The 24,510-nt window shown below is 50.6% G+C and carries 21 protein-coding genes; 8 read left to right on the forward strand and 13 right to left on the reverse strand.

Going from position 1 to position 24,510, the window contains the following annotated elements; translation table 11 throughout:
* Positions 1 to 29: 29 nt before the first annotated feature.
* Positions 30 to 2,216, reverse strand: a complete 2,187-nt coding sequence (locus tag B6A39_RS15380) for a GNAT family N-acetyltransferase (RefSeq protein ID WP_083007068.1) — start codon at positions 2,214 to 2,216, stop codon at positions 30 to 32.
* A gap of 331 nt (positions 2,217 to 2,547) precedes the next feature.
* Between B6A39_RS15380 and dctP the strand changes: the two genes are divergently transcribed.
* The 4 genes from dctP (at position 2,548) to B6A39_RS15400 (ending at position 7,414) form a co-directional block, all read left to right on the forward strand.
* Positions 2,548 to 3,651 (forward strand): TRAP transporter substrate-binding protein DctP, encoded by a 1,104-nt coding sequence (dctP, locus tag B6A39_RS15385; protein WP_083007070.1) that lies wholly within the window; start codon positions 2,548 to 2,550, stop codon positions 3,649 to 3,651.
* Between the two features lie 61 nt (positions 3,652 to 3,712).
* A complete protein-coding gene (locus B6A39_RS15390) occupies positions 3,713 to 4,216 on the forward strand; it encodes a TRAP transporter small permease subunit (protein ID WP_009724886.1) in 504 nt (167 codons plus the stop codon).
* Complete coding sequence (locus tag B6A39_RS15395) at positions 4,213 to 5,544, forward strand: TRAP transporter large permease (protein WP_198036725.1); 1,332 nt, start codon at positions 4,213 to 4,215, stop codon at positions 5,542 to 5,544. Before B6A39_RS15390 ends, B6A39_RS15395 begins: the two co-directional genes overlap by 4 nt.
* Before the next feature lie 169 nt (positions 5,545 to 5,713).
* The gene (locus B6A39_RS15400) at positions 5,714 to 7,414 is read left to right on the forward strand and encodes an ABC transporter permease (RefSeq protein ID WP_083007073.1); all 1,701 of its coding nucleotides are present in this window, start codon (positions 5,714 to 5,716) and stop codon (positions 7,412 to 7,414) included.
* A 31-nt stretch (positions 7,415 to 7,445) separates the two neighbouring features.
* Here the strand turns inward: B6A39_RS15400 and B6A39_RS15405 are convergent, their stop codons facing one another.
* Positions 7,446 to 8,543: an ABC transporter ATP-binding protein gene (locus B6A39_RS15405; RefSeq protein ID WP_083007074.1), complete on the reverse strand. Its 1,098-nt coding sequence runs from the start codon at positions 8,541 to 8,543 to the stop codon at positions 7,446 to 7,448.
* Positions 8,544 to 8,767: 224 nt separating this feature from the next.
* Between B6A39_RS15405 and B6A39_RS15410 the strand changes: the two genes are divergently transcribed.
* A complete protein-coding gene (locus B6A39_RS15410) occupies positions 8,768 to 9,793 on the forward strand; it encodes a Fe(3+) ABC transporter substrate-binding protein (protein WP_083007076.1) in 1,026 nt (341 codons plus the stop codon).
* Positions 9,794 to 9,954: 161 nt separating this feature from the next.
* On the opposite strand, the gene polA is transcribed toward B6A39_RS15410, so the two are convergent.
* Positions 9,955 to 12,729 (reverse strand): DNA polymerase I, encoded by a 2,775-nt coding sequence (gene polA, locus B6A39_RS15415; protein WP_083007077.1) that lies wholly within the window; start codon positions 12,727 to 12,729, stop codon positions 9,955 to 9,957.
* A 174-nt stretch (positions 12,730 to 12,903) separates the two neighbouring features.
* Here polA and B6A39_RS15420 point away from each other — a divergent pair, with 174 nt between their 5' ends.
* Together B6A39_RS15420 and speA are read left to right on the forward strand one after the other, a co-directional pair.
* The gene (locus B6A39_RS15420; protein ID WP_083007930.1) at positions 12,904 to 13,860 is read left to right on the forward strand and encodes a homoserine kinase; all 957 of its coding nucleotides are present in this window, start codon (positions 12,904 to 12,906) and stop codon (positions 13,858 to 13,860) included.
* Positions 13,860 to 15,779 carry a biosynthetic arginine decarboxylase gene (gene speA / locus B6A39_RS15425; protein ID WP_083007079.1) on the forward strand — a complete coding sequence of 640 codons (1,920 nt, stop codon included), beginning with the start codon at positions 13,860 to 13,862 and terminating at the stop codon, positions 15,777 to 15,779. Before B6A39_RS15420 ends, speA begins: the two co-directional genes overlap by 1 nt.
* A gap of 111 nt (positions 15,780 to 15,890) precedes the next feature.
* Here the strand turns inward: speA and B6A39_RS15430 are convergent, their stop codons facing one another.
* The 4 genes from B6A39_RS15430 to B6A39_RS15445 all read right to left on the reverse strand — a co-directional run bounded on the left by B6A39_RS15430 (position 15,891) and on the right by B6A39_RS15445 (position 19,982).
* Positions 15,891 to 16,556, reverse strand: coding sequence for a fumarylacetoacetate hydrolase family protein (locus tag B6A39_RS15430; RefSeq protein ID WP_083007080.1), 666 nt, complete (start codon positions 16,554 to 16,556; stop codon positions 15,891 to 15,893).
* 129 nt (positions 16,557 to 16,685) lie between these two features.
* A complete protein-coding gene (gene thpD / locus B6A39_RS15435) occupies positions 16,686 to 17,669 on the reverse strand; it encodes an ectoine hydroxylase (RefSeq protein ID WP_083007082.1) in 984 nt (327 codons plus the stop codon).
* A gap of 188 nt (positions 17,670 to 17,857) precedes the next feature.
* Positions 17,858 to 18,664, reverse strand: coding sequence for a Crp/Fnr family transcriptional regulator (locus B6A39_RS15440; RefSeq protein WP_083007084.1), 807 nt, complete (start codon positions 18,662 to 18,664; stop codon positions 17,858 to 17,860).
* Positions 18,665 to 19,145: 481 nt separating this feature from the next.
* Entirely contained in the window at positions 19,146 to 19,982 is an 837-nt protein-coding gene (locus tag B6A39_RS15445) for a manganese catalase family protein (RefSeq protein WP_083007085.1), read from the reverse strand.
* A gap of 331 nt (positions 19,983 to 20,313) precedes the next feature.
* On the opposite strand from B6A39_RS15445, the gene B6A39_RS15450 reads away from it, so the two are divergent.
* The gene (locus B6A39_RS15450; RefSeq protein ID WP_083007087.1) at positions 20,314 to 20,763 is read left to right on the forward strand and encodes an META domain-containing protein; all 450 of its coding nucleotides are present in this window, start codon (positions 20,314 to 20,316) and stop codon (positions 20,761 to 20,763) included.
* Between the two features lie 426 nt (positions 20,764 to 21,189).
* Here B6A39_RS15450 and B6A39_RS15455 read toward each other — a convergent pair whose 3' ends face one another.
* The 6 genes from B6A39_RS15455 to B6A39_RS15480 form a co-directional block, all read right to left on the reverse strand.
* The gene (locus tag B6A39_RS15455) at positions 21,190 to 21,561 is read right to left on the reverse strand and encodes a hypothetical protein (RefSeq protein WP_083007088.1); all 372 of its coding nucleotides are present in this window, start codon (positions 21,559 to 21,561) and stop codon (positions 21,190 to 21,192) included.
* Positions 21,558 to 21,803 carry a hypothetical protein gene (locus B6A39_RS15460; RefSeq protein ID WP_083007090.1) on the reverse strand — a complete coding sequence of 82 codons (246 nt, stop codon included), beginning with the start codon at positions 21,801 to 21,803 and terminating at the stop codon, positions 21,558 to 21,560. Before B6A39_RS15460 ends, B6A39_RS15455 begins: the two co-directional genes overlap by 4 nt.
* Positions 21,804 to 22,010: 207 nt before the next feature.
* The gene (locus tag B6A39_RS15465; protein WP_083007091.1) at positions 22,011 to 23,183 is read right to left on the reverse strand and encodes a hypothetical protein; all 1,173 of its coding nucleotides are present in this window, start codon (positions 23,181 to 23,183) and stop codon (positions 22,011 to 22,013) included.
* A 71-nt stretch (positions 23,184 to 23,254) separates the two neighbouring features.
* Positions 23,255 to 23,821 carry a helix-turn-helix domain-containing protein gene (locus B6A39_RS15470; protein ID WP_083007093.1) on the reverse strand — a complete coding sequence of 189 codons (567 nt, stop codon included), beginning with the start codon at positions 23,819 to 23,821 and terminating at the stop codon, positions 23,255 to 23,257.
* The gene (locus tag B6A39_RS15475; RefSeq protein WP_083007094.1) at positions 23,811 to 24,185 is read right to left on the reverse strand and encodes a hypothetical protein; all 375 of its coding nucleotides are present in this window, start codon (positions 24,183 to 24,185) and stop codon (positions 23,811 to 23,813) included. Before B6A39_RS15475 ends, B6A39_RS15470 begins: the two co-directional genes overlap by 11 nt.
* Positions 24,185 to 24,505 (reverse strand): hypothetical protein, encoded by a 321-nt coding sequence (locus tag B6A39_RS15480; protein WP_083007096.1) that lies wholly within the window; start codon positions 24,503 to 24,505, stop codon positions 24,185 to 24,187. The genes B6A39_RS15475 and B6A39_RS15480 overlap by 1 nt, the downstream gene beginning before the upstream one ends.
* Positions 24,506 to 24,510: the final 5 nt, after the last annotated feature.

Consider the following 24,510-nt stretch of genomic DNA (forward strand, 5'->3'; position numbering starts at 1 on the left):
AACTCTTCATTATCGATAACCAGTTTACTTTACCCGCCTGGGCTACTGGGGAAAAGCGTGCGCTGTTCAATAATTTGTTGAGTCGCGCGACGAATCAGTCGCACTGATTCACCGTGCGCCTTCGCTAACGGCTGGTTTTGGAAGGCCCAGGCGATCAACTGCTGGTGGGCTATTTGCGCCTCTTGCTCTAATGACCAATGGCTGGCCTCTTTGGCCAGCGCCTGAAGCGCCGTCCTTGCCAATGCAGGGTCACGGTGCGCATACGCCACATCTTCCACCGCCTGATTCTCAGTGGTGCTAAGCGGCAAACGAGGCAAGAACGGCAACAGTAACGCGACGATCGGTGCAGGCAGTGTCGCTAACTCAAAAGCCAATAGCGTTATCAATGAGGCCGCAAAGGAATCACGCAGCGACGCTAGCACTGCTTGCCCTTCGCTTGTCAGCGCGCGCGCCACCATAATGGCGTACTCGCCGGTCGCCGCTTCCCGGGTGATGCCTAAACGAACAGGCGCAAACCCGAGCGCCAACCAAAAACGCAACAGCGATGCTTCGGCACCAAAGGTCGCCCCGTAAAGCGCGACACCCTGTTGACTAGCGTTAGTTATATCCTCCTCTAACAACCGACGTCCTACCCCTTCACGTCGACGCTCTGGATGAGTAGCAATGCGCGCTACCCGCCGCCAGCGAGACGTTAACGCCTCACGGCTACCACTATGAGCCGCCAACGATTGTGCTAGTAGATGGCCTTGAGGGCGTCGCTCACCACGAGCCACTTGCTCAGCAAGTGCAGTATTGAAGCCGCCCTCTTCCCGAGTCACCAAAACGGCCTGTGGCTCTTCCGATGCGATAATTGTGCGAATGGCCGTGCCAGGGCCATCCAACAGTTGGCGTAAGTCACTAGGCGTGGTGCGATAGTGGGACTGCACCAGCAAACCGAACAGTTTCGCTAACAACTCAGGCTGCTTGGCTAACTGCGCCTGAGTAAGCGCTATAGAGGAAGTCTGACAGAAAGTACGGGCGTGTGCTTCGGGTAACGGGGCGTTGAGCAGTAGCAGCGTTTGGACAGTCGCTTCCAAAGGGTCTCCCAATGACCAGCGAACAGGAGCATCTAACTGTAACTCCCGCCATTGAGGGGCTGTTCGATTGAGCACCTCGCGAAAGCGTAGTGCAAAACCGCGCCCTGAGCCTTCATAGCCATGCACGGTGGTTGCAAACGCGATACGTGGAAATACAGCAAGCCATTGGGCTAACATTGCCGCAGGAATTGCCGCCGCCTCGTCGACAAGTAAATAGCTGCCGCTCCCCCCGAGCCTTGCCTGATGAACCTGTTCGTTTAGCGCATCAGGCGCAAGAAAACACAGCGAGCTACCGCTCGGCAGTTCAAACCGCGCGGGACTGAGGCGTTGACCATCAGGGCATAGTGCTATTACTCGCGCAAACAGGCTTTCCACTGAGCTGAGTCGAGGTGCCGTCACCACCAGTTGCGTCACGCTTTTTTGTAGCAGGCGAGCACAAGCAATCCCCAGTGCGGCGCTTTTACCCCGCCCACGATCGGCAGTAATAACCAATGGTCGGCGACGCTTGAGTTTTACTAGCGCATTCACCACACGAGCCTGGTCAGCCGTCAAGCAGTCTACGTCATCAAACGGAGCTGCATGCGATTCACGAACCTCCAACCTCGGCAGCATGAGGCTACCGCCCACCTCCCAGCGAACAATAGTACTCTCACCCATTAGTTGAAATGCTAGCCGTTTTAGGTAATGAGCGCTCAGTGAATCCCAGCGCCATGGGTAATCGGCAAAGCGGGCATAATCAGGATCTGGCTGTTCGCCCCAGTTATCTGGCGTGATGATCACCAATAATCCGCCAGCACTCACGGTTCCTGCTAATGCGCCTAGCGCATCCGGATCTAATCCCTGGCGACCACTGGCGTCTAGGACGATTAACTGATGCTCAGCACCTAGCCGCGTGCGAGCTTTACTGGCTGGTAAACATGGCGCCACCGGCGTCTCATGCTCAGCCCCTACCCACAGCGGTGCCTTCCATACTCTCGCTTCCCACAACCGTTGCGCCTGCTGGCGAGCCTCATCAGGCGTTCCAAATAGCCATACTAACGCTCGCCAGCGGCGGCGCTGCAAGCGGGAGGCATGGTGAACCAAGGCCGATGCTTGTTTAATGACAGCATTAGGTTTGTCAACGCGACAGCCTGCCCGCATAGCGACTCCTGTGAATGACTTTCTTTTACAACTTTGGTTGTAAATTAGCGCAGTTTTCAACGGTTTCAGAACTAACCATATGGTTAAAAAAGTTATCAGAAAACAGTCAAGTATTTGTTTTAAATAACTTTAATTTTTCAACAAAGGGTTATATAGCACGTTAAATTTCTTGAATTGCTGATATTGCGCTGCAGCGGGTGGAGTGTGCTAGCTTAGCGATGCAGCCTAGCGGTATTTACTTTACGTAAACGTAAGCCATGTCGCTGCACTTTCCTGCTTTCAGGTAATGAACACTAATAACACCAACCGCCAAAGTACCAGGAAACATACAATGAAAAAGATGACTAAATTCGCACTAACCAGCCTGGCCGCTGGTGTCGCTTTCGCCGCACTCACCTCTACCGCTCAAGCGCAAGAACAGTGGACAATGACCACGACCTGGCCCGAGAACCTTGACCTGATTAAGATTGATCAGCACTGGGCAGACCTTGTAAACCAACTCGCAGGTGACGAAGTACAAATTAACTTCCGCGCAGGTGGCACGTTAATGCCTGGCACTGAAGTATTCGATGCTACCGAAACCGGTGCTATCCAAGCTTCTGGCGATTGGCCAGGTTACTGGGCAGGTTTAAACCCAGCGTTCTCTCCACTTGCCACGACTACTAGCTTATTTAATGGCGTAGATTACTTGAACTGGATTCAGCAGTGGGGCGGTTTTGAGCTCTACCAAGAAATCTACGGTCAATACAATATGGTGTACTTGCCTTACGGTATCACCAATAACGAATCTGGCTTCATGGGTCGCACGCCAATTGAAAGCATCGCCGACCTTGAAGGTAAGCGCTTGCGACTATCGGGTCGCGACCAGGGACGCGTCCTCGAAGAACTAGGCGGTTCACAAGTTACGCTAGCCGGTGGCGAAGTGTATCAAGCGATTGAGCGCGGCGTGATCGACGCAGGTGAATTCTCTACTCCAGGTGTTGATTTTAACGCAGGTTTTGCTGAAGTTGCGGACTACTGGGCGACGCCTGGCTGGCACCAGTCGGCGAGCGTTTTCGGCGTTATGATCAACAAAGATGCTTGGGACGCCCTGTCTGAAGAGACTCAGGCGAAGCTAAGAACTGCCGCCGAAGCCACTATGGCATGGTCATTATCCTGGTCGGAGCGTGAATCCACCGACGCCACACGCAAGTTTATTGATGCAGGCGTCACCATTAACCAGTTCTCCGAGGAAGACCTGGCGCGTATCCAGGAAATCACCAACGAGGTGATCGTTCGCGGTGCTTGCGAACACCCAGATCATGCAAAAGTATATCACTCCATGATTACTTACCTAGAAGACTATGCGGCATGGCGTGATGTTACCGCGCCATTCAACATGAGCCGCACCATGGATAACCTGCCCTCACTGGAAGAGATCGAAGCCTGCCTATAAGGCGTTTAAGTGCCGCCCCAGCGCTGCTGGGGCGGTTGGTGCTTAGCTGCGGAGACCTTCCATGAATGCGATTGCCAAGGCGATCGATGCAATTAACGAGCTGCTGGGCCGCATCATCGCACCGTTAATTGCCATCATTACTCTGATAGTGCTTTACGACATCGTATCGCGCTTCTTCTTTGGCCGCCCTAGCGACTGGGCATTTGATGTCACCAAAATGTTGTTTGGCGCCCACTTTATGCTGATGGCCGCCTATGGATTACGCCACCATGCCCACGTGGAAGTCGACGTTATTAAACGCCTGCTATCACGTAAAAAGCAGGCCGTACTAGACCTGCTCGGCTACTTGATCTTCTTTGTGCCCTTCATTTGGCTGTTATTAACCTACGGATGGCGTTTTTTTGAGCGTTCGTTCAGTCGGGGCGAAACGACATACGGCATGGTCTCAATCCCTGTATATCCGGTGAAAGGCGTTATCGTAGTCGCCGCAGTGCTTATTCTGTTGCAGGCGGTTGCTATCGTTCTGCGCGCCATTATGCAACTGCGTGAGGAGAAATCCGCATGAGTGCAGAACTACTGACGCTGGTGATGTTTGGCGGACTGTTAGTTGGCCTGTTTATGGGTCATCCGCTTGCTTTTGTATTGGGTGGCATGGCAGTCATCGGTGCTTATTTTGGGCCGGGCATTAACACCCTGGGTATCATCATTAACAACGTCTATGGCAACGCTATGGACAACTACGTACTAGTGGCTATACCACTGTTTATTCTGATGGCGCGCTTCCTTAACGACTCAGGCGTCACCGAAAAAATGTTCGATGCCATGCGGTTACTGCTGGCGAACCTTCGCGGTGGATTAGCGCTTACCGTGGTTGTTGTGTCTGTCTTACTTGCAGCCACCACCGGCATTGTCGGCGCGTCAATTGCCGTTATGGGTATGATTGCTTTAGTGCCAATGCTTAAGTATGGCTATAACAAAGAGCTGAGTGCAGGCGTCATCATGGCTAGCGGCTGCTTGGGCATTTTAATCCCCCCCAGCATTATGCTGATTTTGATGGCAAGCTACTCTCCTGTCTCAGTGGGCGCACTCTTTGCTGGTGCGTTAATACCCGGCCTGATGCTTGGGGTGATGTATGCCCTATACGTGCTGGTGATTTGCTGGCTCAAACCTAGCTATGGTCCTAGAGTGCCTGCGGCAGAACGGGCAGAAGTCAGCACAAAACAGCTGCTGATAATGCTGGGTAAGTACGTTGTTCCCCCTATGTCGTTAATTCTCGGCGTACTGGGGGCACTGTTTACCGGAGTAGCAACGGCCACGGAAGCATCTGCTATTGGTGTGTTTATCGCCTTCCTGCTTTTTTTGATCTTCGGCGACCGCAAGCTATCAACCTGTTACAACACACTGATTGAAGCTGGCAAAACCACAACGATGGTCATGTTAGTGCTTGTCGGGGCGACAGCATTTACCGGGGTATTCTCGATTGGCGGCGGAATGACCGTAATCAGCGACTTCGTGCTAGCGGTTCCAGGCGGTACTGTCGGTGCCTTGCTACTAATGCTGTTCCTGGTATTTATCCTCGGAATGTTCCTCGATTGGACCGGCATTGTGCTGCTTAGCTTCCCTATTATGCTGCCAATCATCTCGCAGATGGGTGTGGACGTACTGTGGTTCGTCGTCATGGTGGCGGTAGTACTGCAAACCTCCTTCTTAACGCCGCCTTTTGGCTATGCGCTGTTCTATTTGAAAGGGGTCGCACCACCGGGGGTCGAAATCGTCGACTTATATAAAGCCGTCGTGCCATTTGTGGCTATCATCCTTTTCGCCTGCATACTAATGGCCATTTTCCCTAGTTTGATTACGGGACTGCCAAGTTTGCTAGTGGGCTACCAGTGATACCAAGCTACTGATGCCAAACGCTCCACTTCCCCCCCCCGCATTGCGGGGGGATTTTTTTGATAGCCACAATGTTGGCTGCAGCAGCCTAACGCAAGTGATACTATTTGCAGCCGCTATTTTTTCGCATTAACGAGCCTAGCTGCCCCTCATCCAAGGAGACAACGACGTGTCTACGCCAGCTCGCCGCTCACCATCGGCCCTGCTTTCAGGTTTTGCGTCACGCATTTCGCTATCGCTCAACCCTTGGTCAATCGCGCTTTTTTTGATCGCCCTTGTTGTCGCACTTCCTATTATCGTAGTCCTAAGCCATATTTTTGTGCCGACGGAAGGCGTTTGGCAGCACCTTGCAAGCACTGTGTTACCACGTTATCTCTCTAATACGTTCTGGCTGGTGCTATGGGTTGGCATTGGCACTCTGATTGCAGGTGCCGGGACTGCGTGGCTCGTAGTGATGTGCCGTTTTCCAGGCAAGCGAATATTTGAATGGGCGCTGCTGTTACCCCTGGCGGTACCGACGTATGTCATTGCCTATGCCTATACAGATTTTTTCCAGGTAGCAGGACCGCTGCAAAGCATGTTGCGTGAATGGTTTGACTGGCGAGTGGGCGATTACTATTTCCCCAATGTGCGCTCACTAGGCGGCGCGGCAACCCTGATTACCTTTGTGCTTTACCCATATGTATACCTGTTAGCTAGGGCTTCTTTTCTTGAGCAATCGGTCTGCGTGTTAGATGTTGGCCGTACCCTGGGGCGTGGCCCCTGGCGCTTGTTTGCCAGCGTAGCACTCCCCCTCGCCCGCCCGGCATTGGTGGGTGGCGTTTCACTGGTACTGATGGAGACACTTAACGAATTTGGCGCGGTGCAGTTTTTTGGTGTGGATACCTTCACCACGGGTATCTATCGCACATGGTTTGGCTTAGGTGAACCCGTAGCTGCCGCGCAGCTAGCCGCTTGCCTGCTGACCTTCGTCATTGTATTGGTTCTTCTAGAGCGCTATTCGCGGGGTAAACGGCGCTACTTCCATACCACTAACCGCTATCAGCAACTACCGGAATATCAGTTGCGTGGCTGGCATGCATTCGGGGCTACCCTGGCGTGTTTGCTCCCTATTGTTATCGGTTTTTTACTGCCCAGCGGCATTTTGCTCAATATGGCCATTAAAACGGGCGACAGCCTTTTCGGCACACGGTTTGTTGGCTTTGCTATAAATAGCTTAAGTCTGGCAACCATCGCCGCATTAATCGCTGTAGGGCTAGCCGTACTTCTGAGCTACGGGGTTAGGCTAAACAATTCACCAAGCGCACGATTTTTCACCCGCATCGCCGCAATGGGCTATGCCATTCCTGGCTCGGTGGTTGCCGTGGGCATCCTGATTCCGTTTGCTTGGCTTGATAACTCACTGAACATGTGGCTTCACGAACACTACGGAAAAATCATTGGCTTGGTGTTTAGCGGTTCAGCGTTTATTTTGATTTACGCTTATGTCGTACGCTTTTTGGCCGTTTCGTTCAATGCGGTAGAAGCAAGCCTTGGCAAAGTAACGCCCAGCATGGATGCCGCATCGCGCACCTTGGGCCAAACCGCTGGTGGTACACTACGCCATATTCATACGCCGCTGATGCGTAGCAGCCTCCTAGCAGCAGGGATTCTGGTATTTGTCGATGTGATGAAAGAGTTGCCTGCCACGATCATCTTGCGCCCCTTCAACTTTGACACGCTGGCAGTACGCGCTCACAGCCTTGCCTCAGATGAACGCTTGGCTGAAGCTTCAACTGCCTCTCTGACCATTGTGGTAGTCGGCATCTTACCCGTGATTTTACTCAGCTTGGCAATGCGCCGGGCGCGCCCTGGCAGCCAAGCTGAGTAGTGGAAGAGAGCAAATGCTGAAAAGCGAAAACTTAACGCGGAAAGATAAATACCTGGGAGTGGTCCAAGTCGATATCAATCGGCTGCCCCTCCTGGGGTAAAAAAACGCCTGGCACACGAGCGTGAAGGTGAGCTTCCTGACCATCTTCTCCATGCGCACATAAGTGAATAAGACTGGAACGCCCTAGCAGCTTAGCCATGACCACATGGCTGTGGCTATGTGGTTCTACGGGCAAGTCACGCTCTTTGATGCGCAGTGCTTCGGGGCGAATCATCACCTGAACGTTACTGCCTTCTGGCAACCAGCTGGCATCTACCGGCCCAACTGGTGTGGAGACAAAGCCACCCTTCACCACACCACTTAACTCATTCACTTCACCAAAAAACGTCACCACAAAAGGGTCTACTGGCGCGCAATAGAGCTCACGAGGGGTGCCAGTCTGAACGATCTCGCCATCCTGCATCAGCGCGATTCGGTCTGCCATAAACATGGCTTCTTCAGGGTCGTGGGTCACTAGCAGAGTCGCTGAGCCGAGCTTTTTCAACACGTGCAGCGTATCGTCTCGGATGCGATCACGTAGCCGCGCATCCAGACTGGAAAAGGGTTCATCCAGCAACATTAATTTAGGCGTTGGCGCTAACGCACGCGCCAACGCGACGCGCTGCTGCTGCCCACCTGACAACATATGCGGATAGCTTTCGGCGTAGTCGGCCATGCCGAGTTGAGCCAGCAGTTCCAGCGCACGCTCCCGTCGCTGGTTAGAGGGCAAACTTTTCAGGCCGAAGGTAACATTTTCTAGCACGCTAAGGTGTGGAAACAAGGCAGAGTCTTGGAAAGCGAGACCAACATTACGCTTTTCCGGCGGCACGTGACGCTTGCCGGGTGCCGCAATAGAAAGGCCATCAAGGCTCACAGATCCTTCCTGCACGACCTCCAAGCCTGCAGCAATCCGAAGCAGTGTGGTTTTGCCGCAACCAGAAGGGCCCAGTAAACACACAACCTCACCTGGAGCGATATCAAGATCAATGCCTTTTACTACTTTATTAGCCGCAAACGTGTGCTGAATACCACGAAGCGACAGTGCTGATGCAGGCGCCGACACATCGGAAAGTGACACAGTTGCCGTCATTATTTCACCATTGTCTCGTCCACCCGCGACATGATAATCGCATGCCGCTGCGAACACGGTTGAAAGTTATTTACATTCTATTTTCTATTGAGCAGAGATGCACGCTTCTTGCTAAACAGAGGATGCGTTTCATTAGCATTTAACTTGACGCCAACCAAGAGAAGCGTTTCAATACGCCATGTCGTTAATGCAACTTATTATCATAAACATTCAGGGTATTTGTTATGAAAAAAGCACGTCTTACGGCTACCGTAGCTGCCATCATGGCGGGTTCTGCTTTTGCAGGTAGCGCGCTCGCTAACGAGGTCAACATTTACTCCGCCCGTCATTACGACTCTGATGAAATTCTCTACAAAGCATTCACTGAAGAGACTGGCATCGAAGTTAATGTACTCGAAGGCGACTCCGACCAGTTAATGGAACGCATGCAGCGTGAGGGCATTGCTAGCCCTGCTGACGTAATGCTTACCGTTGACGCAGGTCGCCTATGGCGCGCCGAGCAGGACGGTCTTTTTCAAAACGTAGACTCTGACGTGCTTAACGAGCGCCTGCCAGAATCAATGCGCCACCCTGACGGCCTGTGGTTTGGCTTTAGTCAGCGCGCACGGGTTATTTTCTACAACCGTGAGAACTTTGATCCCAGCCAAATCAGTTCTTATGAAGACCTGGCCGATCCACAGTTTGAAGGCCAAGTGTGCATTCGCTCTTCCAACAACATTTATAACCAGTCGTTGTTAGCCTCAATGATTGAGCATCACGGCGAAGAAGGCGCGGAAGAGTGGGCCCAAGGCGTTGTGAATAACATGGCACGCGACCCTGAAGGCGGTGATACCGATCAGATTCTTGGCGTTGCGAGCGGCGAGTGTGACTTAGCTGTCGCAAACCACTATTACTACGTTCGCATGCTGCATTCCGATGAAGATGCTGATCGCGAAGCCGCACGCAAAGTGGGGTTGATTTTCCCTAATCAGGATGATCGTGGCACTCACGTTAACGTTGGCGGCGCGGGCTTAGTGGCTAACGCACAAAACCCGGAAAACGGCATTCGCTTCCTGGAGTTCTTAGCCTCTGACGAAGCTCAAGAAGTATTGGCTGACCGTAACTACGAGTTCCCCGTCGTGGAAGGCATCAAGAAAAACCCGGTGCTTGAATCTTGGGGTGATTTCACCAAAGACGATATCAACATCAGCATCTTAGGTGAAAACAATCCAGAAGCGATTCGTATTTTTGATCGTGTAAGCTGGCGTTAAGTTCTGCGGCTCTACGGCTCTTAGGACTCATCAGCCGCAAGCCTAACTAAAAAAACACCTGCAGCTCAGCTGCAGGTGTTTTGCATTAGATCCCCCGTAACGAGCCCGTAACGTTTAAGCCTTACTTATCCTAAAGGGGCTTAATACTAGTGGGCTTCATACTAGTGAGCTTCATCCCAGTTGGCGCCGCTTTCGGCTTCAACAATCAGCGGCACACTAAGCGTGGCAGCGGCTTGCATACGCCTCTGAACCTGTTCAATAAACGCCTCAACTTGTCCATTGGCCACCTCAAACACTAGCTCATCGTGCACCTGCATGACCATGAGTGCATCAAACTCCCCTTCAGCAAGCCATGCATCGACATCGATCATCGCCTGCTTGATGATATCCGCTGCCGTGCCCTGCATAGGCGCGTTAATGGCGGTGCGTTCGGCCCCCTGACGGCGGTTGCGATTTTGCGAGTGGATCTCTGGCAGGTACAGCCGTCGCCCAAGCACGGTTTCGACAAAGCCATCCTCCGCAGCCTGGGTGCGAATACGATCCATATAGCGAGCAACACCAGGATAACGGTCAAAATAGCGGTCGATGTAGGTTTGCGCCTGATTGCGATCAATATGCAGCTGGCGTGATAAGCCCCAAGCGCTCATGCCGTAAATCAGCCCGAAGTTGATGGCTTTAGCGCTGCGCCGCTGGTCGGCAGAGACCTTTTCAAGCGCAGTACCAAACACTTCGGCAGCGGTCGCGGTGTGGATATCGCGCCCTTCCGCAAACGCCTCTAAAAGCCCTTTATCTTCTGAGAGGTGCGCCATAATACGCAGCTCAATTTGCGAGTAGTCTGCCGCCACAATGCGATAGCCTGGACGAGCCACAAACGCTTGGCGGATTTTGCGTCCTTCTTCTGTGCGAATCGGAATGTTCTGCAGGTTGGGGTCGGACGACGAGAGACGTCCTGTCGCTGTTACCGCTTGGTGATAGCTGGTATGTACCCGTCCAGTGGTTTTATTGAGCAAGCGTGGTAGCTTGTCAGTATAGGTGGACTTAAGTTTCGCCAGCCCCCGGTGTTGCATAATCACCTTGGGCAAGGGGTAATCCAGCGCCAACTCTTCTAGCACCGCCTCTGCTGTCGATGGCGCGCCTTTGGGCGTTTTCTTGATCACCGGAATTTTCTGCTCTTCGAACAGAATCTGCCCCAGCTGTTTGGGTGAACCGAGATTAAACTCACGACCTGCCAACTCGAATGCTTCGCTTTCAAGCTCACGAATACGGCGCTCTAGCTGCTGGCTTTGCTCGTACAGGCGTTCGGCATCCAGTGCTACGCCATTGCGTTCAATCCGCGACAACACGTTAATCAGCGGCAGCTCAAGATGATCCAGAACGTCCGCTAAACGCCCTTCCCGTTCCACCTGAGGACGCAATATTTCTTGCAGCCGCAGCGTGATATCCACATCTTCACAGGCATAAGGCACTGCTTGCTCTAGGGCAATCTGGTTAAACGTAAGCTGCTTGGCACCTTTTCCAGCGATCTCTTCGAAAGAGATCGTTTTTTCGCCCAAATACTTCAGTGCCAGCGAATCCATATCGTGGCGCGTGGCGGTGGAATTCAGCACGTAAGAGGCGAGCATGGTGTCGGCCAGCGGCCCCACCACGCGAATATCATAGTTTGCCAGCACGGAAATATCGTACTTAAGGTTCTGGCCAATTTTGGTTTTCTCAGGATCTTCCAGTAGCGGCTTTAATGCCTGCAGTACCCGTTGACGATCAAGCTGTGCGGGCGCATCCAGATAGTCATGGGCCAGTGGAATATAGGCGGCTTCACCAGCCTCCAGTGCCAGGCCAACGCCTACAATATCGGCGTCCATATAATTCAGGCTGGTAGTTTCTAAGTCGAAGCAAAAGCGCTCGGCTTTTTTCAGCCGCGCTAACCACGCATCGAACTCAGCTTGCTCAACGATGACATGGTCATTTCGCTGGCTGGAAGTCGTGGCGCTTTCAGCGGCGTCAGTAGTGATGTTATCAGGCGCGGGCTCGCCCCCTTTTACGTCATCAACACCCTCGTCGTTACCCGCCAGCAGCTCAGCCAACCACTGCTTGAACTCCATCTCTTTATAGAGCTCCACCAGGGCTTCGCGGTCTGGGTGCGCAATATCCAAGTCATCCAGCCCCACGGGGAGTTCGCAGTCGGTCTTAATGGTCGCTAATTGGTAAGAGAGAAAGGCCTGTTCACGGTGCTCTTCCAGCTTCTTCGGTAACGTTTTCGCGCCACGGAAACTAAGTGTCTTGACGCGTTCCAGATCACCGTAAATAGTTTCTAACCCCCCTTCCATGCCTTGCAACAGGCCAATAGCAGTCTTTTCGCCCACCCCCGGCACGCCGGGAATGTTATCAACCTTGTCACCCATCAAGGCCAGAAAATCAATGATCAGCGAGGGCGGCAGCCCAAACTTCTCTTTGACGCCCGCTTCATCGAGGGTTTCTTCTTTCATGGTATTGACCAGTGTGATGTGGTCATTCACCAACTGCGCCATATCTTTATCGCCAGTCGAGATCACCGCATCACGGCCAGCCTGAGTGGCATGATGGGCCAAGGTACCAATCACATCGTCGGCTTCGACGCCCTCAATGCATAGAAGCGGTAAGCCTAGCGCTCTTACACACGCGTGCAGCGGCTTAATTTGGCTGCGTAGATCGTCCGGCATGGGCGGTCGATGGGCTTTATAGTCGCTGTACATCTCATCGCGAAAGGTTTTTCCTGGGGCATCAAACACCACCGCCATTGGGCTTTCCGGGTAGTCTTTGATCAGCCGCTTGAGCATATTTAATACGCCTTTCACGGCCCCCGTGGGCTGGCCGTTGGAGGTCGTTAACGGTGGCAGCGCGTGAAAGGCGCGATATAGATACGATGAGCCATCGACAAGCACGATTGGGGCACGGGCCATAACCAATTCCATTGTTAGCAACACAGTAAGAAAGTCTATTGGCTATGATACGCGTTCAGACCAATGGCTGCAGAAACAACCGTTACGAATAACGCATTTCAAACTCACACAACGCTGCCAACTGACCCTGCAAGCCGCTACAATAATGGGCTTAGCAACCTGGGCGAGATTCTCATGGCTGTATTTACTCCGCTGAGCGACGTTCAGGTCGCCGCGTTTTTGGAAAAGTTTGATGTAGGCAGCTTCGTTTCGCTACAAGGCGTTGCCGGTGGCACAGAAAACTCGACGTTTTTTGTGACCACCGATCGTCGTGAGCTGGTATTAACCCTGTTTGAACAGGGCGAACATGAAGAGCTGCCGTTTTTTGTCGAATTGTTGGATTACCTGGATGAGCACCGTTTGCCGGTGCCCGGCACTATTCATGACCGCGAAGGTATTGCGCTACACAGTTTGGCAGGCAAACCTGCTCTGCTGTTTCCACGCCTACCAGGCAAGCATCCTAGTGCACCTAACCTTGCCCAATGCCAAGCACTGGGCAATACGCTGGGACATCTGCATGTAGTCTCCCAGCGTTTCCCTGGCCATCGGCCAAACCCGCGCGACCTCCACTGGCTGCGTGCGGTGCATCATAAGGTGCTAACGTATATCAGCCCTGACGATCAGACGCTGATGAAAAATGAAGTCGATGACTTTGAAGGTGCCTTTGGCCAGCACGGCGAGCTACCGCAAGGAGCGCTCCACGGAGACTTATTCCGTGACAACACGCTGTTTGAGGGCGACCAATTAGGCGGTATTATTGATTTTTATAACGGTTGTACCGGCGATTTGCTCTTTGACCTAGCCATCGTCATTAACGACTGGGCAAGCAATGATGATGGCACGCTGAACGCTGAGCGTTATGAAGCCATTCTGCGCACTTACCAGGCACGCCGTTCTCTCACCGCTGATGAACGTGAACTATGGCCAATCATGTTGCGCATGACAGCGTTGCGATATTGGCTATCGCGCCTGCTGGTCGTTTATGTTGATCCACCTGCTCATGACCTAACGCCTCATGACCCTGAGCGTTTCCGAACCATTTTAAAAGCGCGCATTGCATTTGGCGCACTACCGCTCCCAGAGGTTTCTTGATGATCGAATCGGTGACCACCAGCGCCCAGGCCTTACGCGCCCGACGCACATGGAATATTGACCAATGGGGCAGTGGCTATTTTGATGTGGATGACCACGGGCAAGCCTTGGTTCGTCCGCTAGGTAGCGACGCAGAAGGCCCGGCACTGCCACTTAGCGGGCTTGTGCGTCAGTTGCAGACAGCGGGGCTGCGGTTGCCGGTGCTAGTAAGGTTTAGCGACATTCTGCACGACCGCGTAGAACAGCTGTGCGGTGCATTCGATGTTGCAATGCAGGATATCGACTATCAGGGCGGCTACACAGCCGTTTATCCTATCAAAGTGAATCAGCAGCGCCGCGTGGTGGAAGAAATCCTTGCTACCTCAGAACGGGGCAATGGTCGCGTAGGCTTAGAAGCAGGCAGTAAACCGGAACTGCTGGCAGTAATGGCGCTGTCTGATGGCGGCTCTTCGCTTATCGTCTGCAATGGTTATAAAGACCGCGAGTACGTTCGCCTAGCGCTGCTGGGTGAAAAGCTGGGGCATCGCGTTTATCTGGTCGTGGAAAAGCTGTCTGAACTGGAGCTTATATTAGAAGAAGCTCGTGAGTTAGAAGTTACCCCGCGTATTGGTTTGCGGGCACGACTGGCCTCTGTGGGTAAGGGTAAATGGCAAAATACCGGTGGCGAAAAGTCAAAGTTTGGTCTGACAGCCAGCCAAATTCTTGACGTAGTCACGACCTTGCGCGCTCAAAATGCGTTAGAAAGCCTACAGTTAGTACACTTTCATCTCGGCTCGCAAATTGCCAATATTCGCGATATTCAGCGTGGCCTGCGGGAATGCGCCCGTTTTTACCAAAACCTAATGAACCTAGGGGCACCGATTGATACCGTTGATGTGGGCGGCGGGCTAGGAATCGACTATGAGGGCACTCGCTCACGTAGTTATTGCTCAGCTAACTACTCCATGCAGGAGTATGCACGTAACGTCGTTAGCGCTTTTGCGCAGCTGTGTCAGGAGGCTGACCTTCCCCAGCCCCACCTGATCAGCGAGTCAGGCCGTGCGCTAACGGCTCACCATGCCGTCTTGATCACCAACGTGATAGGCGAAGAGCGCGTTAATGATTCGCCTCCAGAGCGCTCTTCTCAGGAAGACCTTCAGGTGGAAGCCCTATGGCGGGTTTTTGATCAGTTAGCCGAAAGCCAGGAGCCTCGTGTTTTGGTGGAAGCTTGGCATGATCTTCTGCAGGCGGTTAGTGAGCTGCAAGACCGTTTCGTAATGGGCTTAAGTGATATTAATGCCCGTGCCGAAGGCGAACGGCTTTATATGGCGGCCTGTGCACGCTTACGCGACCAGCTCGATACCCGTAATCGCGCACACCGAGAAATCATGGACGAATTGGCTGAAAAGCTAGCCGACAAGCTGTTCGTTAACTTCTCATTATTTCAGTCGGTGCCGGACGTTTGGGGGATCGAACAGATATTCCCTGTCCTGCCGTTGAGCGGGCTAGACCAGCCCCCGACTCGTCGCGCAGTCATTCAGGATATTACCTGCGACTCAGATGGCCGCATTGATAGCTACGTGGATGGCCAAGGCGTTGAAAGCACACTACCGCTGCCCGAGTGGGCGAGCGACGACGAGCGTTGGCTAGGCTTCTTTCTGGTAGGTGCCTATCAGGAAATTCTCGGCGACTTACACAACCTATTCGGCGATACCGATTCAGTCGATGCCGCACTGGGTGAAGATGGCGAGTGGGTCCTTTCTAACCTACAGGCAGGCGATACGGTGGCCGATGTCTTAGCCTATGTAAATTTTGATGCACGAGTGCTTAAGCAAAAGCTCACCGAGCAACTTGTCACTAGCGGCTTTTCGACCCAAGAGCAGGCAAAGTTTGCTGCTAGCCTGAGCGAAGGCCTAGATGGCTACACTTATTTAGAATAGTGTCTTTCTTTTAGAGTAGTGCCCTTAGAATAAGCCAACAAAAAAGCCACTGACGATGTCAGTGGCTTTTCGCGTTTACCTATTGTTGGTTTTGGCGTCATCGCCATCCAACTACTCTACTACGCTAGTGATGACTTCTAGTCCACCGGTCAATGTTAAACGCAGCGAGGCACCACGGGGCAACTCGCCGACCCCCGCGGGTGTACCTGTCAAAATAACGTCACCCGGTTCTAGCGTGAAATGACGACTCATCTCTGCCACCAGCGTAGGAATTGCAAAGATCATATCGGCACCCTCTCCGTGTTGACGCTCTTCACCATCAATCTCAAGGGTGAATACCAGTGCATTCCAATTGGGTACACGGCCTAGCGGCAAGAACGGTGATAGTGGACAAGCACCATCAAATGCTTTTGCTATTTCCCACGGGTGCCCTTTCTCTTTCAGCTTGGTTTGTACATCACGAAGCGTTAAATCCATCGCTAGGCCAATACCCACAATGGCACGCTCTGCTTCATCTTGAGTAGCGTGGGTCAGTGTCTCTCCAACCAAAAGCGCCAGTTCGACTTCATAATGTACATCTCCCCGTGAAAACGGCGGATCAAGAGGTCTAGTCAAGTCCACCACACTGGTGGCGGGCTTCATAAATAACAGTGGCTCACTGGGAACCGGATTATCCAGTTCTTTGGCATGGTCGGCATAGTTGCGGCCAACGCAGACGATTTTGCCCAACGTGTGGGGAAACTCCTGGCCATCGGTAAACTGTGGAACAAAACGCATGGCGGGTCCTCTCCTTCTCATTATGCGTGCCGCATTCGCAACGACAGGCGCAACAGTCTACCCCAGCTATGCATATGTTCCACAATCTCTTCTACAGCATTTCATACATACCACTAGCGATACGTTAGATTATGCATCGGGCGTCCAGCGATCATCAGGCCCATGCGCCAAAAAGCTAGGACGCTGCCTTGGAGCAGCAAACGGTTCAACGCAGCGATTATCCGGACGATTAAATACAAAGAACACGTTGCTACGCGGGTCAGGCGACAAATTAGCATTAGACGCATGTAGCGTGTTGCAATCAAATAGCAACAAGCCTCCTGCTTTACCTTTTGGCGCTTCAATCCCGTATTTAGACACCAGTTGAGTTAACGCTTCAGGACTAGGAACACCAACCTCTTGTGCCTTAAGTGAACTTTTATGATTATCTTCCGGCGTTTCTCCCAAGCAGGGCACAAATTCTAAATGGGAGCCTGGAATCAGCATAAGCGGGCCATTAAATTCATGATTGTCAGTCAAAATCAGAGAGGCGCTAACAGCATGCATATTCGGCATACCGTCTTCCGCGTGCCACGTCTCGAAATCAGAGTGCCAATTAAACCCTTTACCTGCCAAACCTGGCTTATAGTTAATCCGTGATTGATGCACGTAAGGATCAGTGCCAATGATCTGCCGGGCAGCACCCGCTATGCGCTCGTCGCTAGCCAACTGACCCAAGCGCTTTGAAAGCTTATGTATCGCAAATAACGAACGAATGTTGTGGCTTTCTGGCTCGGTAACGCTGAATTCTTGATCACGATAAGCATCATTGCTCATCAACAGCGTCATTTCATGGCTAAGTGCCTCCAGCTCTTCGCCTGAAATTAGGTTTGGAATAAACAAAAACCCTTTACGCTCAAACTCATCAAGCTGTTTTTGAGATAGTGGGCCTGATAAGTGCCGCCCCTTTATCACTGCATCGCGACGCGGCAGAGTTAGCGAAATCGGGGCTGATGCCAAGCGCGTTGGGTACTCATCTTTCACCGATGTACGTTGCGCCGACGGCATATCCGACATTTCACTATATTGCTTATAGGCAGTAATAGTCTTGAGAGAATTGTTGCTGACTGTCATCTAATCCACTCCTTGTATGATTAAATTTCAGACCAATAAATGTATGCATTGGCTTTCAATTGCACATTACACAAACAATAGGGTAGCCAAATGATTAGCCCTTGCAACCCATATATCTTAATTTATAACGTGTGTTATGAAATCTCTTTAACCCCTATCAAAAGGACCTAGCAATGACTTTCAAATAACTAATCTAAACAAATATGACCATAAATAAAATCACTATCAAAACCAGTATTTTCTGCCATTTCATTTGGCTTTAAAAGCTTAATACTACTCCGAGTTTTTCGAATAAATTTTTTCTGTTCAAGTGCTGTCATACAGCGACTCACATGAACACTCGTCATACCTAAAAGCTCCCCAACGATTTCTTGGGTAACAGGAAAATCAAAAACATCGCCTTCCAAAAGTCCTTTAAATTTAAAACGTGCGTACACTTCAAGTAAAAAGTGCGCAACGCGTTCTACTGACCGATGATGCGTGCAGCTTCTGAGGCGTTCGATCGTGATATTGTCATTCACCATGACATAAGATGTTATGGCCTTTCTAATCTCCTCGTTTTCTTTACAAAGCGTATGAAGGTAATCCCCAGACAATTTTACAAGCTCACAATTAGTAATCGGAAATATAATGACATCGTAACGTTCAAAAAAGCTCTCACGCATGCCAATGATATCGCCAGGCATAAAAATATTACAAATATCCTGCCCACGTGCACTCGTTGGATGAGATAGACTTGCCCACCCATCTTTTATAACAAAAATATCGGAACGTCCGTCACTGACAGAGAAAAACTGCTGACTCTTCTTTAGCTCCACAGGCTTTTGGGGCATTTTTGACAGTACATTGAGCGACTTATCTCCCATTTTTCCATACAGACCCAGCACCTGTGCTACGGTAATACCTACTGCATTATTATCACCCAAGCTTCCAAGCTTACTTTTAAGACTTATATCGCTCGCTAGTGGAACTCGATCCGCAGTAAGCCCTTTCATCTCTACACTCCATTGTAGTTAGACAAAAATTATGCACTTCATAAAAAAAGTACAACTAAATAAATATTAAAAAAAGTTTCGCGACAAAAATATAGTCAACACTGAATAAATAAACAAGGTCCTTTTATGACGCAGTGGTGAAGCGTATTAAAAATATAAAATATTGATTTTTATTAAAAAGCAATCCTATATGATTAATTAACTTAGAATTAAAACATTAAACAGCCCGAATAAAAACCTTCTCTATTAACCTTACGTCATCTAATTCTAGATTCTTATAAAAACTCCCAATACCTCCATACCAAAAACCCTTAAGCATCAGAAAACGATTTTTGAGCTAAAATAATTTATCAAGTACCTATCATAAAAAAACCCTCGGCAAGCTCTGGCGAGGGTTAGGTCACAGTTCAGTCATGATAATAAATATAGCCCTGCTACTTAGGACTTCTCAGCAGCACAAACAAGGCATTTTATGAGGAGCTTACTTTTCAGGGTCAATCTGCTCTTTCTGTGCACCAGACTTCGATTTAGCCTTCCCCAGACTAGGCTCCTGACCTTCAGGCTCAGGCTGCTCTCGCACGCTGTACTTACTACGTCCATCCAACGAGGGACCACTTGACCAGCGACCCTCTGGGGCTTTTTTATCTATTAAGGTATTTAGATAGTAATACGAATGTTGTGTCGCCTCATTGGTTTCCGGCGTGGCATTGGGAATCGGTAGCTGCTTTTCAAAACCACCCAACTCTTCAATGACTGCCAACCACTGCTGCTGGTGATAAGTATCTCGGGCAATGAGGAAGGAAAGGAAATCCTTCATACCATTGTCGTCAGTCCAATTATACAGCCGTGACGCTAACACTCGTCCACCCGCCTCTGCTGCCACGTTCGCCATCATATCAGCAGCAATATTGCCTGTGGCATAAACATGACTCATATCAAAGGGAACACCATTAGCATTAACAGGCATTGCGGAAAGCCCCGATGAAAGCAAATGGCGCGGATTTGCTCCACCAAGAATTGCGTTCATCACAGGGTCTTTTGCCGTCGCTTCCTGATACGATACAGGAGCACCTTCCAGATTAAGCGCGACAGCATGCCCCAACATCTCAATATGAGAAAGCTCTTCAGTAGCGGTCGACATCAGTAGATCACGTATTCGATCATCGCCTCTCGCCCCCATCGCCTGGAAAAAATACTGCATAGCTACTCGAATTTCGCCTTCAACACCACCAATTGCTTGCTGTAACAACATAGCAAACTCAGGGTTCGGCTTATCTACTTTAACGGGGTACTGTAATTTTCCAGAGTGATAAAACATCGTGCTACCCTCCTTGAGTAAACCTTCTCGAATAAAAATTCCATATGCCTTACATCAGAGTTTTTATTCCTTGAGAAAATGACATGCACAACTATCCCCTTAGCCATTATATTACCTGAGCACCCTATAAAAATTCATTACTCAAGTTACTTTAGGCTAGCTGAGCAAAAGTGATAATCAAGCAGATAGCATAAAAAATAAAACTTTTAATATTTATATAGATAATATAAAACAGAGCCAGGTTATTTTCCAAAAACCTATAATATAAGTTAAAATTAAAAATCTTTGCGAGCTAATTATTATTTAAGCTAAAAACCTAGAGAAACGATCTATGAAAACACTACCTCTTATCGCATCTACCATGTTCATACTAATGGCAAGCGGGTGCCAATTACATTCAGCCCCTAACAAAGCAGTCCAACCTGACGAAACACTAACCAATACGTACTGGAAACTGGACACCCTTGAAGGACAGACCATCACCACTGCCGACAACTTGCGTGAACCTCACCTTGTGCTCCATGAAGAAAACTCACGGCTAGCCGGATCAACTGGCTGCAATGCCTTAATCGGAAGTTACCGTGTTGATGGTAAGCAAATAGCGTTTGAACAAGTTGGCACCACGATGATGGCCTGCCCCGACACGCAAATGCGTAATGAGCAGGCAATGCTAAGCACACTTGCGCAGGTGGACACCTGGCAAGTAGACGGCAGTACCCTGTCGCTTAAAAACGCCAACGGCAAACCAGTAGCAGTGTTTGAGGCCGTGCATCTTTATTAATAGGGTAGTCTTGCAGCGTTATAATTAAGGTTAAAAAGCTTTACTGGGTTATCTGAGGCAGGCTGGTCAGGGCAAGCTTTCTGAACTAGCGTTATCCACAGTCACTATTTAGATAGTGGGTGTGGATAACGCCAGTTCGGAATAGGGTAAGTAGCACACACGAAAAAGCCGCCCTTTCGGGTGGCTTAATCTAATTCTCTAACGCTCTGATTTTAACCACTTTTAGTGGTGCCGACACCAGGAGTCGAACCCGGGGACTAATGCACACCAAAAAGACCAATTATTTCGTATAGTTAAGGCAGTTACGCCCACTACATCACCATGAAAAGTGGATCACCCTAATGGGAGTGGATGAAGTTGGCTCATCCTAGGCTGAAACACTCTTTATGGCAACCAGCTACCGACGGGATACTTAGCAGAATAGAGTTAAGACCAGCGCAGCACACAACTGCTATAAGCTTGCGATTGGAGTTGATCAGGATTCAAATCCAGCTGCCAAGCTTTTAAAAGCTCCTGTCGAGACCAGTCCCAGAATCCAGGCCAGCGCTCTTCCAGCTGAGACCGCGTTAACTGGTAAGCTTCTATCACCATAGAATCTAATGTTTCGTCTAGGCTTCTTGAACTGGTCTTTTCCCAGCGATTTTCGTATCCATTCCAGTAAGTATGGCCACTAATTACCGCTAGTTTTTGAGTCATAACACCACAAGCTTCAGCCGCGTTGTTAGCTTGGACAGGTGCTGAAAGTAAGACTCCGAGGGTGAGCGCCCATCCTAGAAGATTTTTGTTGGTTTTCTTCATTTTAGCACCTCGCAATTGGTCAACTGTTGGATGCTGAAATAACTCGCCGAAATGCCTTCCACCAGCACTGTATGCCCGCGTGTAGGGTGTAAGCAGTTGGATATGGTGAGATCGCCGGTGTCGTCCCTTTTAAAGACTTCCGAGGCTTCCAGCAGGGTAACGAACTCAACAGCGGTGAGCTGTTGAACCTCGAAGCGTTCGTTGGAATTATCATTTGGCGTGACGATCTGTGGGACTTCCATGCACTTTGTCTCTGCGGCCACTGTAGTTCTTCTCGTATGGTGATGGCGGATTGCCACACGAGAATTTTAATTTAGAAGTATGAGTAAGCGTCTACTTAGTTTTTATAACAATTTGATATATTAAATTTAATTATTAAATCAATTTAGAGCATGAATATACATTGGCTATTTGCCTTTTCCCGCTTGCGCTGTCTGCTTAAGCGATTTTCAAATATCTCCGGGCGTTGTCTCTGCAATGCATAGAAACGGGGCGATTTTTTCTAGGACTTTTGCTTTTTTTTTGGGGACAACCTGCTGGTCGTTATCAGCGCCAGCAATGGCGTCCTGCATCTCGTCAAGGTCAGGCAGGCTGTCCAGCTCCGACATATCAATTTTTGCCATAAGCGGTTCTGAGGCTGGCACCGGACATGGCTCTATATCGTCCAGAGAATCCAGAAGGGAGTCGATACTGTCTTCTGAATGGTTAGGCATAGGGTCATCGCTAGCAGCGCCCAGAGCATCATGATACTCCCAGTCGAACGGCTCAGGCTCACGGCTGGGTAGACTCCGGCCATGCTGGATGAAGCCCCATATCTGCGTGAAGGAACGGCTTTCCAGTTCTTCCCAGTGTTTCTCAAGGTTGGTGAGACGCTTACGCCGTGTCTCATAAAGCTGCTTGGCTTCGGCTCTTATGTCCTTGGGGGCAAAGATTCGCTCCGAACCTTTGGAGAGATAGTCGGAACGTTTGAATAAGTCCTTTGACTGGTAATCCGACCAACTTATGCTAATCGGTCGACCTTCATGCTCGACCTTCCACGTCATGAAGCTGTTGTTTCCGTCTCTCTTGTCTTTACGGAATACAGCTTTGATCTCCACTTCATCTTCGACGTGGTAGGCAACGGTCATATGGACATGCAGCCCTGATAACTTGGCGCGGCCACGGTCGCCACAATCCTCAACCACACCAAACCATGCAGCGGGGATGCCACGATCTCGAAGCCGTTTATTGATGCGGTTGGCGTGGGTGTTGATGAACGATCTTTCGTTCTTCTTGCTACTGGCGACCATTTGCCGCGCCGATTTCTCTGAGAGCGTTACGGTTACCGCTGCCAATCGGCAATCGCTCGCGCTCCGCCTCACCTGCTCAAGCACTTGATGAAATGATCTCAGACCTCTTGAAAAGGACAGTTTCCCGTCCTTCTCAGAGAGCGGCTTCTTGTCCCATTCAGGTATATATAGGTCTTTAATAGAGACTAATAGCCGGGCACCGTTGCCAGTGGCCTCTCTATGCAGGAAAACCCGCGCCAGCTCTGGGCTTGGGCGATTCAGATGGGGGCCATCGATGATGCGAAAAGTTGCATTATTCGCGTCAGTGGGTGGGTGAGATCGTGTGGCGACCATGCTACAATCCTATCAATCGAATAATTTGCCGATCTCTTATGGGGTCGGCTTTCTTTTGTCTGGTTGCTGCTCTAGGTCAGCACAACTAAATCTGCGTCCTCTTGGTGTTCGCCCTCGACTCCCTCGCTTTCGAGCCTACTGGCACCCGCCGCTTTAATGGCTTGAATCTCTTCATCAGTCAGGGCACGAACAACCAGCTCCGGCAATTGCTCAGCCTCGCTGTCTGCGCGGTTGTAGCCGATGGCTCTATGCAGAACGTCACTTGTATTCTTCAAGGCTGTGGAAGCAGCCGTGAGGCCACGTAGGTGCATCCCCCAGGACTGCATATCATCCGGCGCTGGCGCTTTCTCCAGAGCTGTATAGACACGCTCCCTTAGCTCGTGTGCGAGCGCCAGCTCGTCGTCAATTAAAGCGGATGCCTGCGTTCTGATCCACTCTTCATCAAATGACTTGCGAAGCTCTGCTCGATGGGCGTCGATCATCTCTTGAGTGACGGCCCCCGCCACCACGCCACGGCGCTTCTTGATGCGCTTGACCGTTGATATAGACAAGTCGAGACGTTTAGCGACTGAGGTCAGCGTGTAACCTACTTCGAGCATAACCACTGCCTGAGCTTCGATGTCGGGCTTAGTGGACATGCCTTGACCCTTTCGGCTTTTTCCTTCTGCTGAGCGGTGCGCTTAGGTCGATCCCTTCATTTTTCAGCTTAATACGGGTTGTTTTGATCGCGAGTTTCAGCGTAGTGGTGGGATCGTCATAGTGACGAACGCCTGCTTCTTTCTTGACCTCATCAGGTAAGCCAGACAGATAAGCGTGGATAATACGAGCAACGCGCTCGTCGTCTAGTTCGTTCCATGGTATGACCTCATAAGGCAGCTTCCGAACAGCATCCATCAGATCAGCAGGAAGGCTGAAGGAGTAGCGCCGGATGTTGAGCGCTTCTTGCGCCTCGTCTGCGACCTGAATAATTCTTTTAAGCTGCTGTCCCTGTTCCTTATTCATTACAGCCCCTCTCGGTTAATCTGCACGGCGGCTTCTGACAGCGCCAGCTCAAATGGATTAAAGGCGTGACTATCTGTGGCAAAACCAAGCTTAGCCTTGAGCGATTCCGGTTGAGAGTTTAGCCAATCGAAAAGAGCCGCGAAGGCAATGGTGTCGGTGTTATTGACGCCATTGGCATCCTCGCATTTAAGCCGCTCCATCATGCTTATGATGGCGTTTGTCAGATAAATCGTTATAGGAGTCATGTCGTAAGACTGAGCGGCTTGGTGAAAAATTTGTTTGCGGCGTCGAGAGCGTTTCACCCGCTCGTGTGATGTCATTGTCT

The organism is Halomonas sp. GT, assembly GCF_002082565.1.
Lineage (GTDB): Bacteria > Pseudomonadota > Gammaproteobacteria > Pseudomonadales > Halomonadaceae > Vreelandella.

Excerpts from the sequence above, each read along its gene's own strand:
- B6A39_RS15390 (WP_009724886.1), top strand. The coding sequence starts at position 3,713 with ATGAATGCGATTGCCAAGGCGATCGATGCAATTAACGAGCTGCTGGGC.
- thpD (WP_083007082.1), bottom strand. The coding sequence starts at position 17,669 with ATGACAGTCAGCAACAATTCTCTCAAGACTATTACTGCCTATAAGCAA.
- B6A39_RS15440 (WP_083007084.1), bottom strand. The coding sequence starts at position 18,664 with ATGAAAGGGCTTACTGCGGATCGAGTTCCACTAGCGAGCGATATAAGT.
- B6A39_RS15460 (WP_083007090.1), bottom strand. The coding sequence starts at position 21,803 with ATGGAAGTCCCACAGATCGTCACGCCAAATGATAATTCCAACGAACGC.
- B6A39_RS15475 (WP_083007094.1), bottom strand. The coding sequence starts at position 24,185 with ATGAATAAGGAACAGGGACAGCAGCTTAAAAGAATTATTCAGGTCGCA.
- B6A39_RS15430 (WP_083007080.1), bottom strand. The coding sequence starts at position 16,556 with ATGCGTTTTGTTCCACAGTTTACCGATGGCCAGGAGTTTCCCCACACG.
- B6A39_RS15480 (WP_083007096.1), bottom strand. The coding sequence starts at position 24,505 with ATGACATCACACGAGCGGGTGAAACGCTCTCGACGCCGCAAACAAATT.
- B6A39_RS15395 (WP_198036725.1), top strand. The coding sequence starts at position 4,213 with ATGAGTGCAGAACTACTGACGCTGGTGATGTTTGGCGGACTGTTAGTT.
- B6A39_RS15445 (WP_083007085.1), bottom strand. The coding sequence starts at position 19,982 with ATGTTTTATCACTCTGGAAAATTACAGTACCCCGTTAAAGTAGATAAG.
- B6A39_RS15380 (WP_083007068.1), bottom strand. The coding sequence starts at position 2,216 with ATGCGGGCAGGCTGTCGCGTTGACAAACCTAATGCTGTCATTAAACAA.
- B6A39_RS15420 (WP_083007930.1), top strand. The coding sequence starts at position 12,904 with ATGGCTGTATTTACTCCGCTGAGCGACGTTCAGGTCGCCGCGTTTTTG.
- B6A39_RS15465 (WP_083007091.1), bottom strand. The coding sequence starts at position 23,183 with ATGGTCGCCACACGATCTCACCCACCCACTGACGCGAATAATGCAACT.
- speA (WP_083007079.1), top strand. The coding sequence starts at position 13,860 with ATGATCGAATCGGTGACCACCAGCGCCCAGGCCTTACGCGCCCGACGC.
- polA (WP_083007077.1), bottom strand. The coding sequence starts at position 12,729 with ATGGCCCGTGCCCCAATCGTGCTTGTCGATGGCTCATCGTATCTATAT.
- B6A39_RS15410 (WP_083007076.1), top strand. The coding sequence starts at position 8,768 with ATGAAAAAAGCACGTCTTACGGCTACCGTAGCTGCCATCATGGCGGGT.
- B6A39_RS15470 (WP_083007093.1), bottom strand. The coding sequence starts at position 23,821 with ATGTCCACTAAGCCCGACATCGAAGCTCAGGCAGTGGTTATGCTCGAA.
- dctP (WP_083007070.1), top strand. The coding sequence starts at position 2,548 with ATGAAAAAGATGACTAAATTCGCACTAACCAGCCTGGCCGCTGGTGTC.
- B6A39_RS15450 (WP_083007087.1), top strand. The coding sequence starts at position 20,314 with ATGAAAACACTACCTCTTATCGCATCTACCATGTTCATACTAATGGCA.
- B6A39_RS15405 (WP_083007074.1), bottom strand. The coding sequence starts at position 8,543 with ATGACGGCAACTGTGTCACTTTCCGATGTGTCGGCGCCTGCATCAGCA.
- B6A39_RS15455 (WP_083007088.1), bottom strand. The coding sequence starts at position 21,561 with ATGAAGAAAACCAACAAAAATCTTCTAGGATGGGCGCTCACCCTCGGA.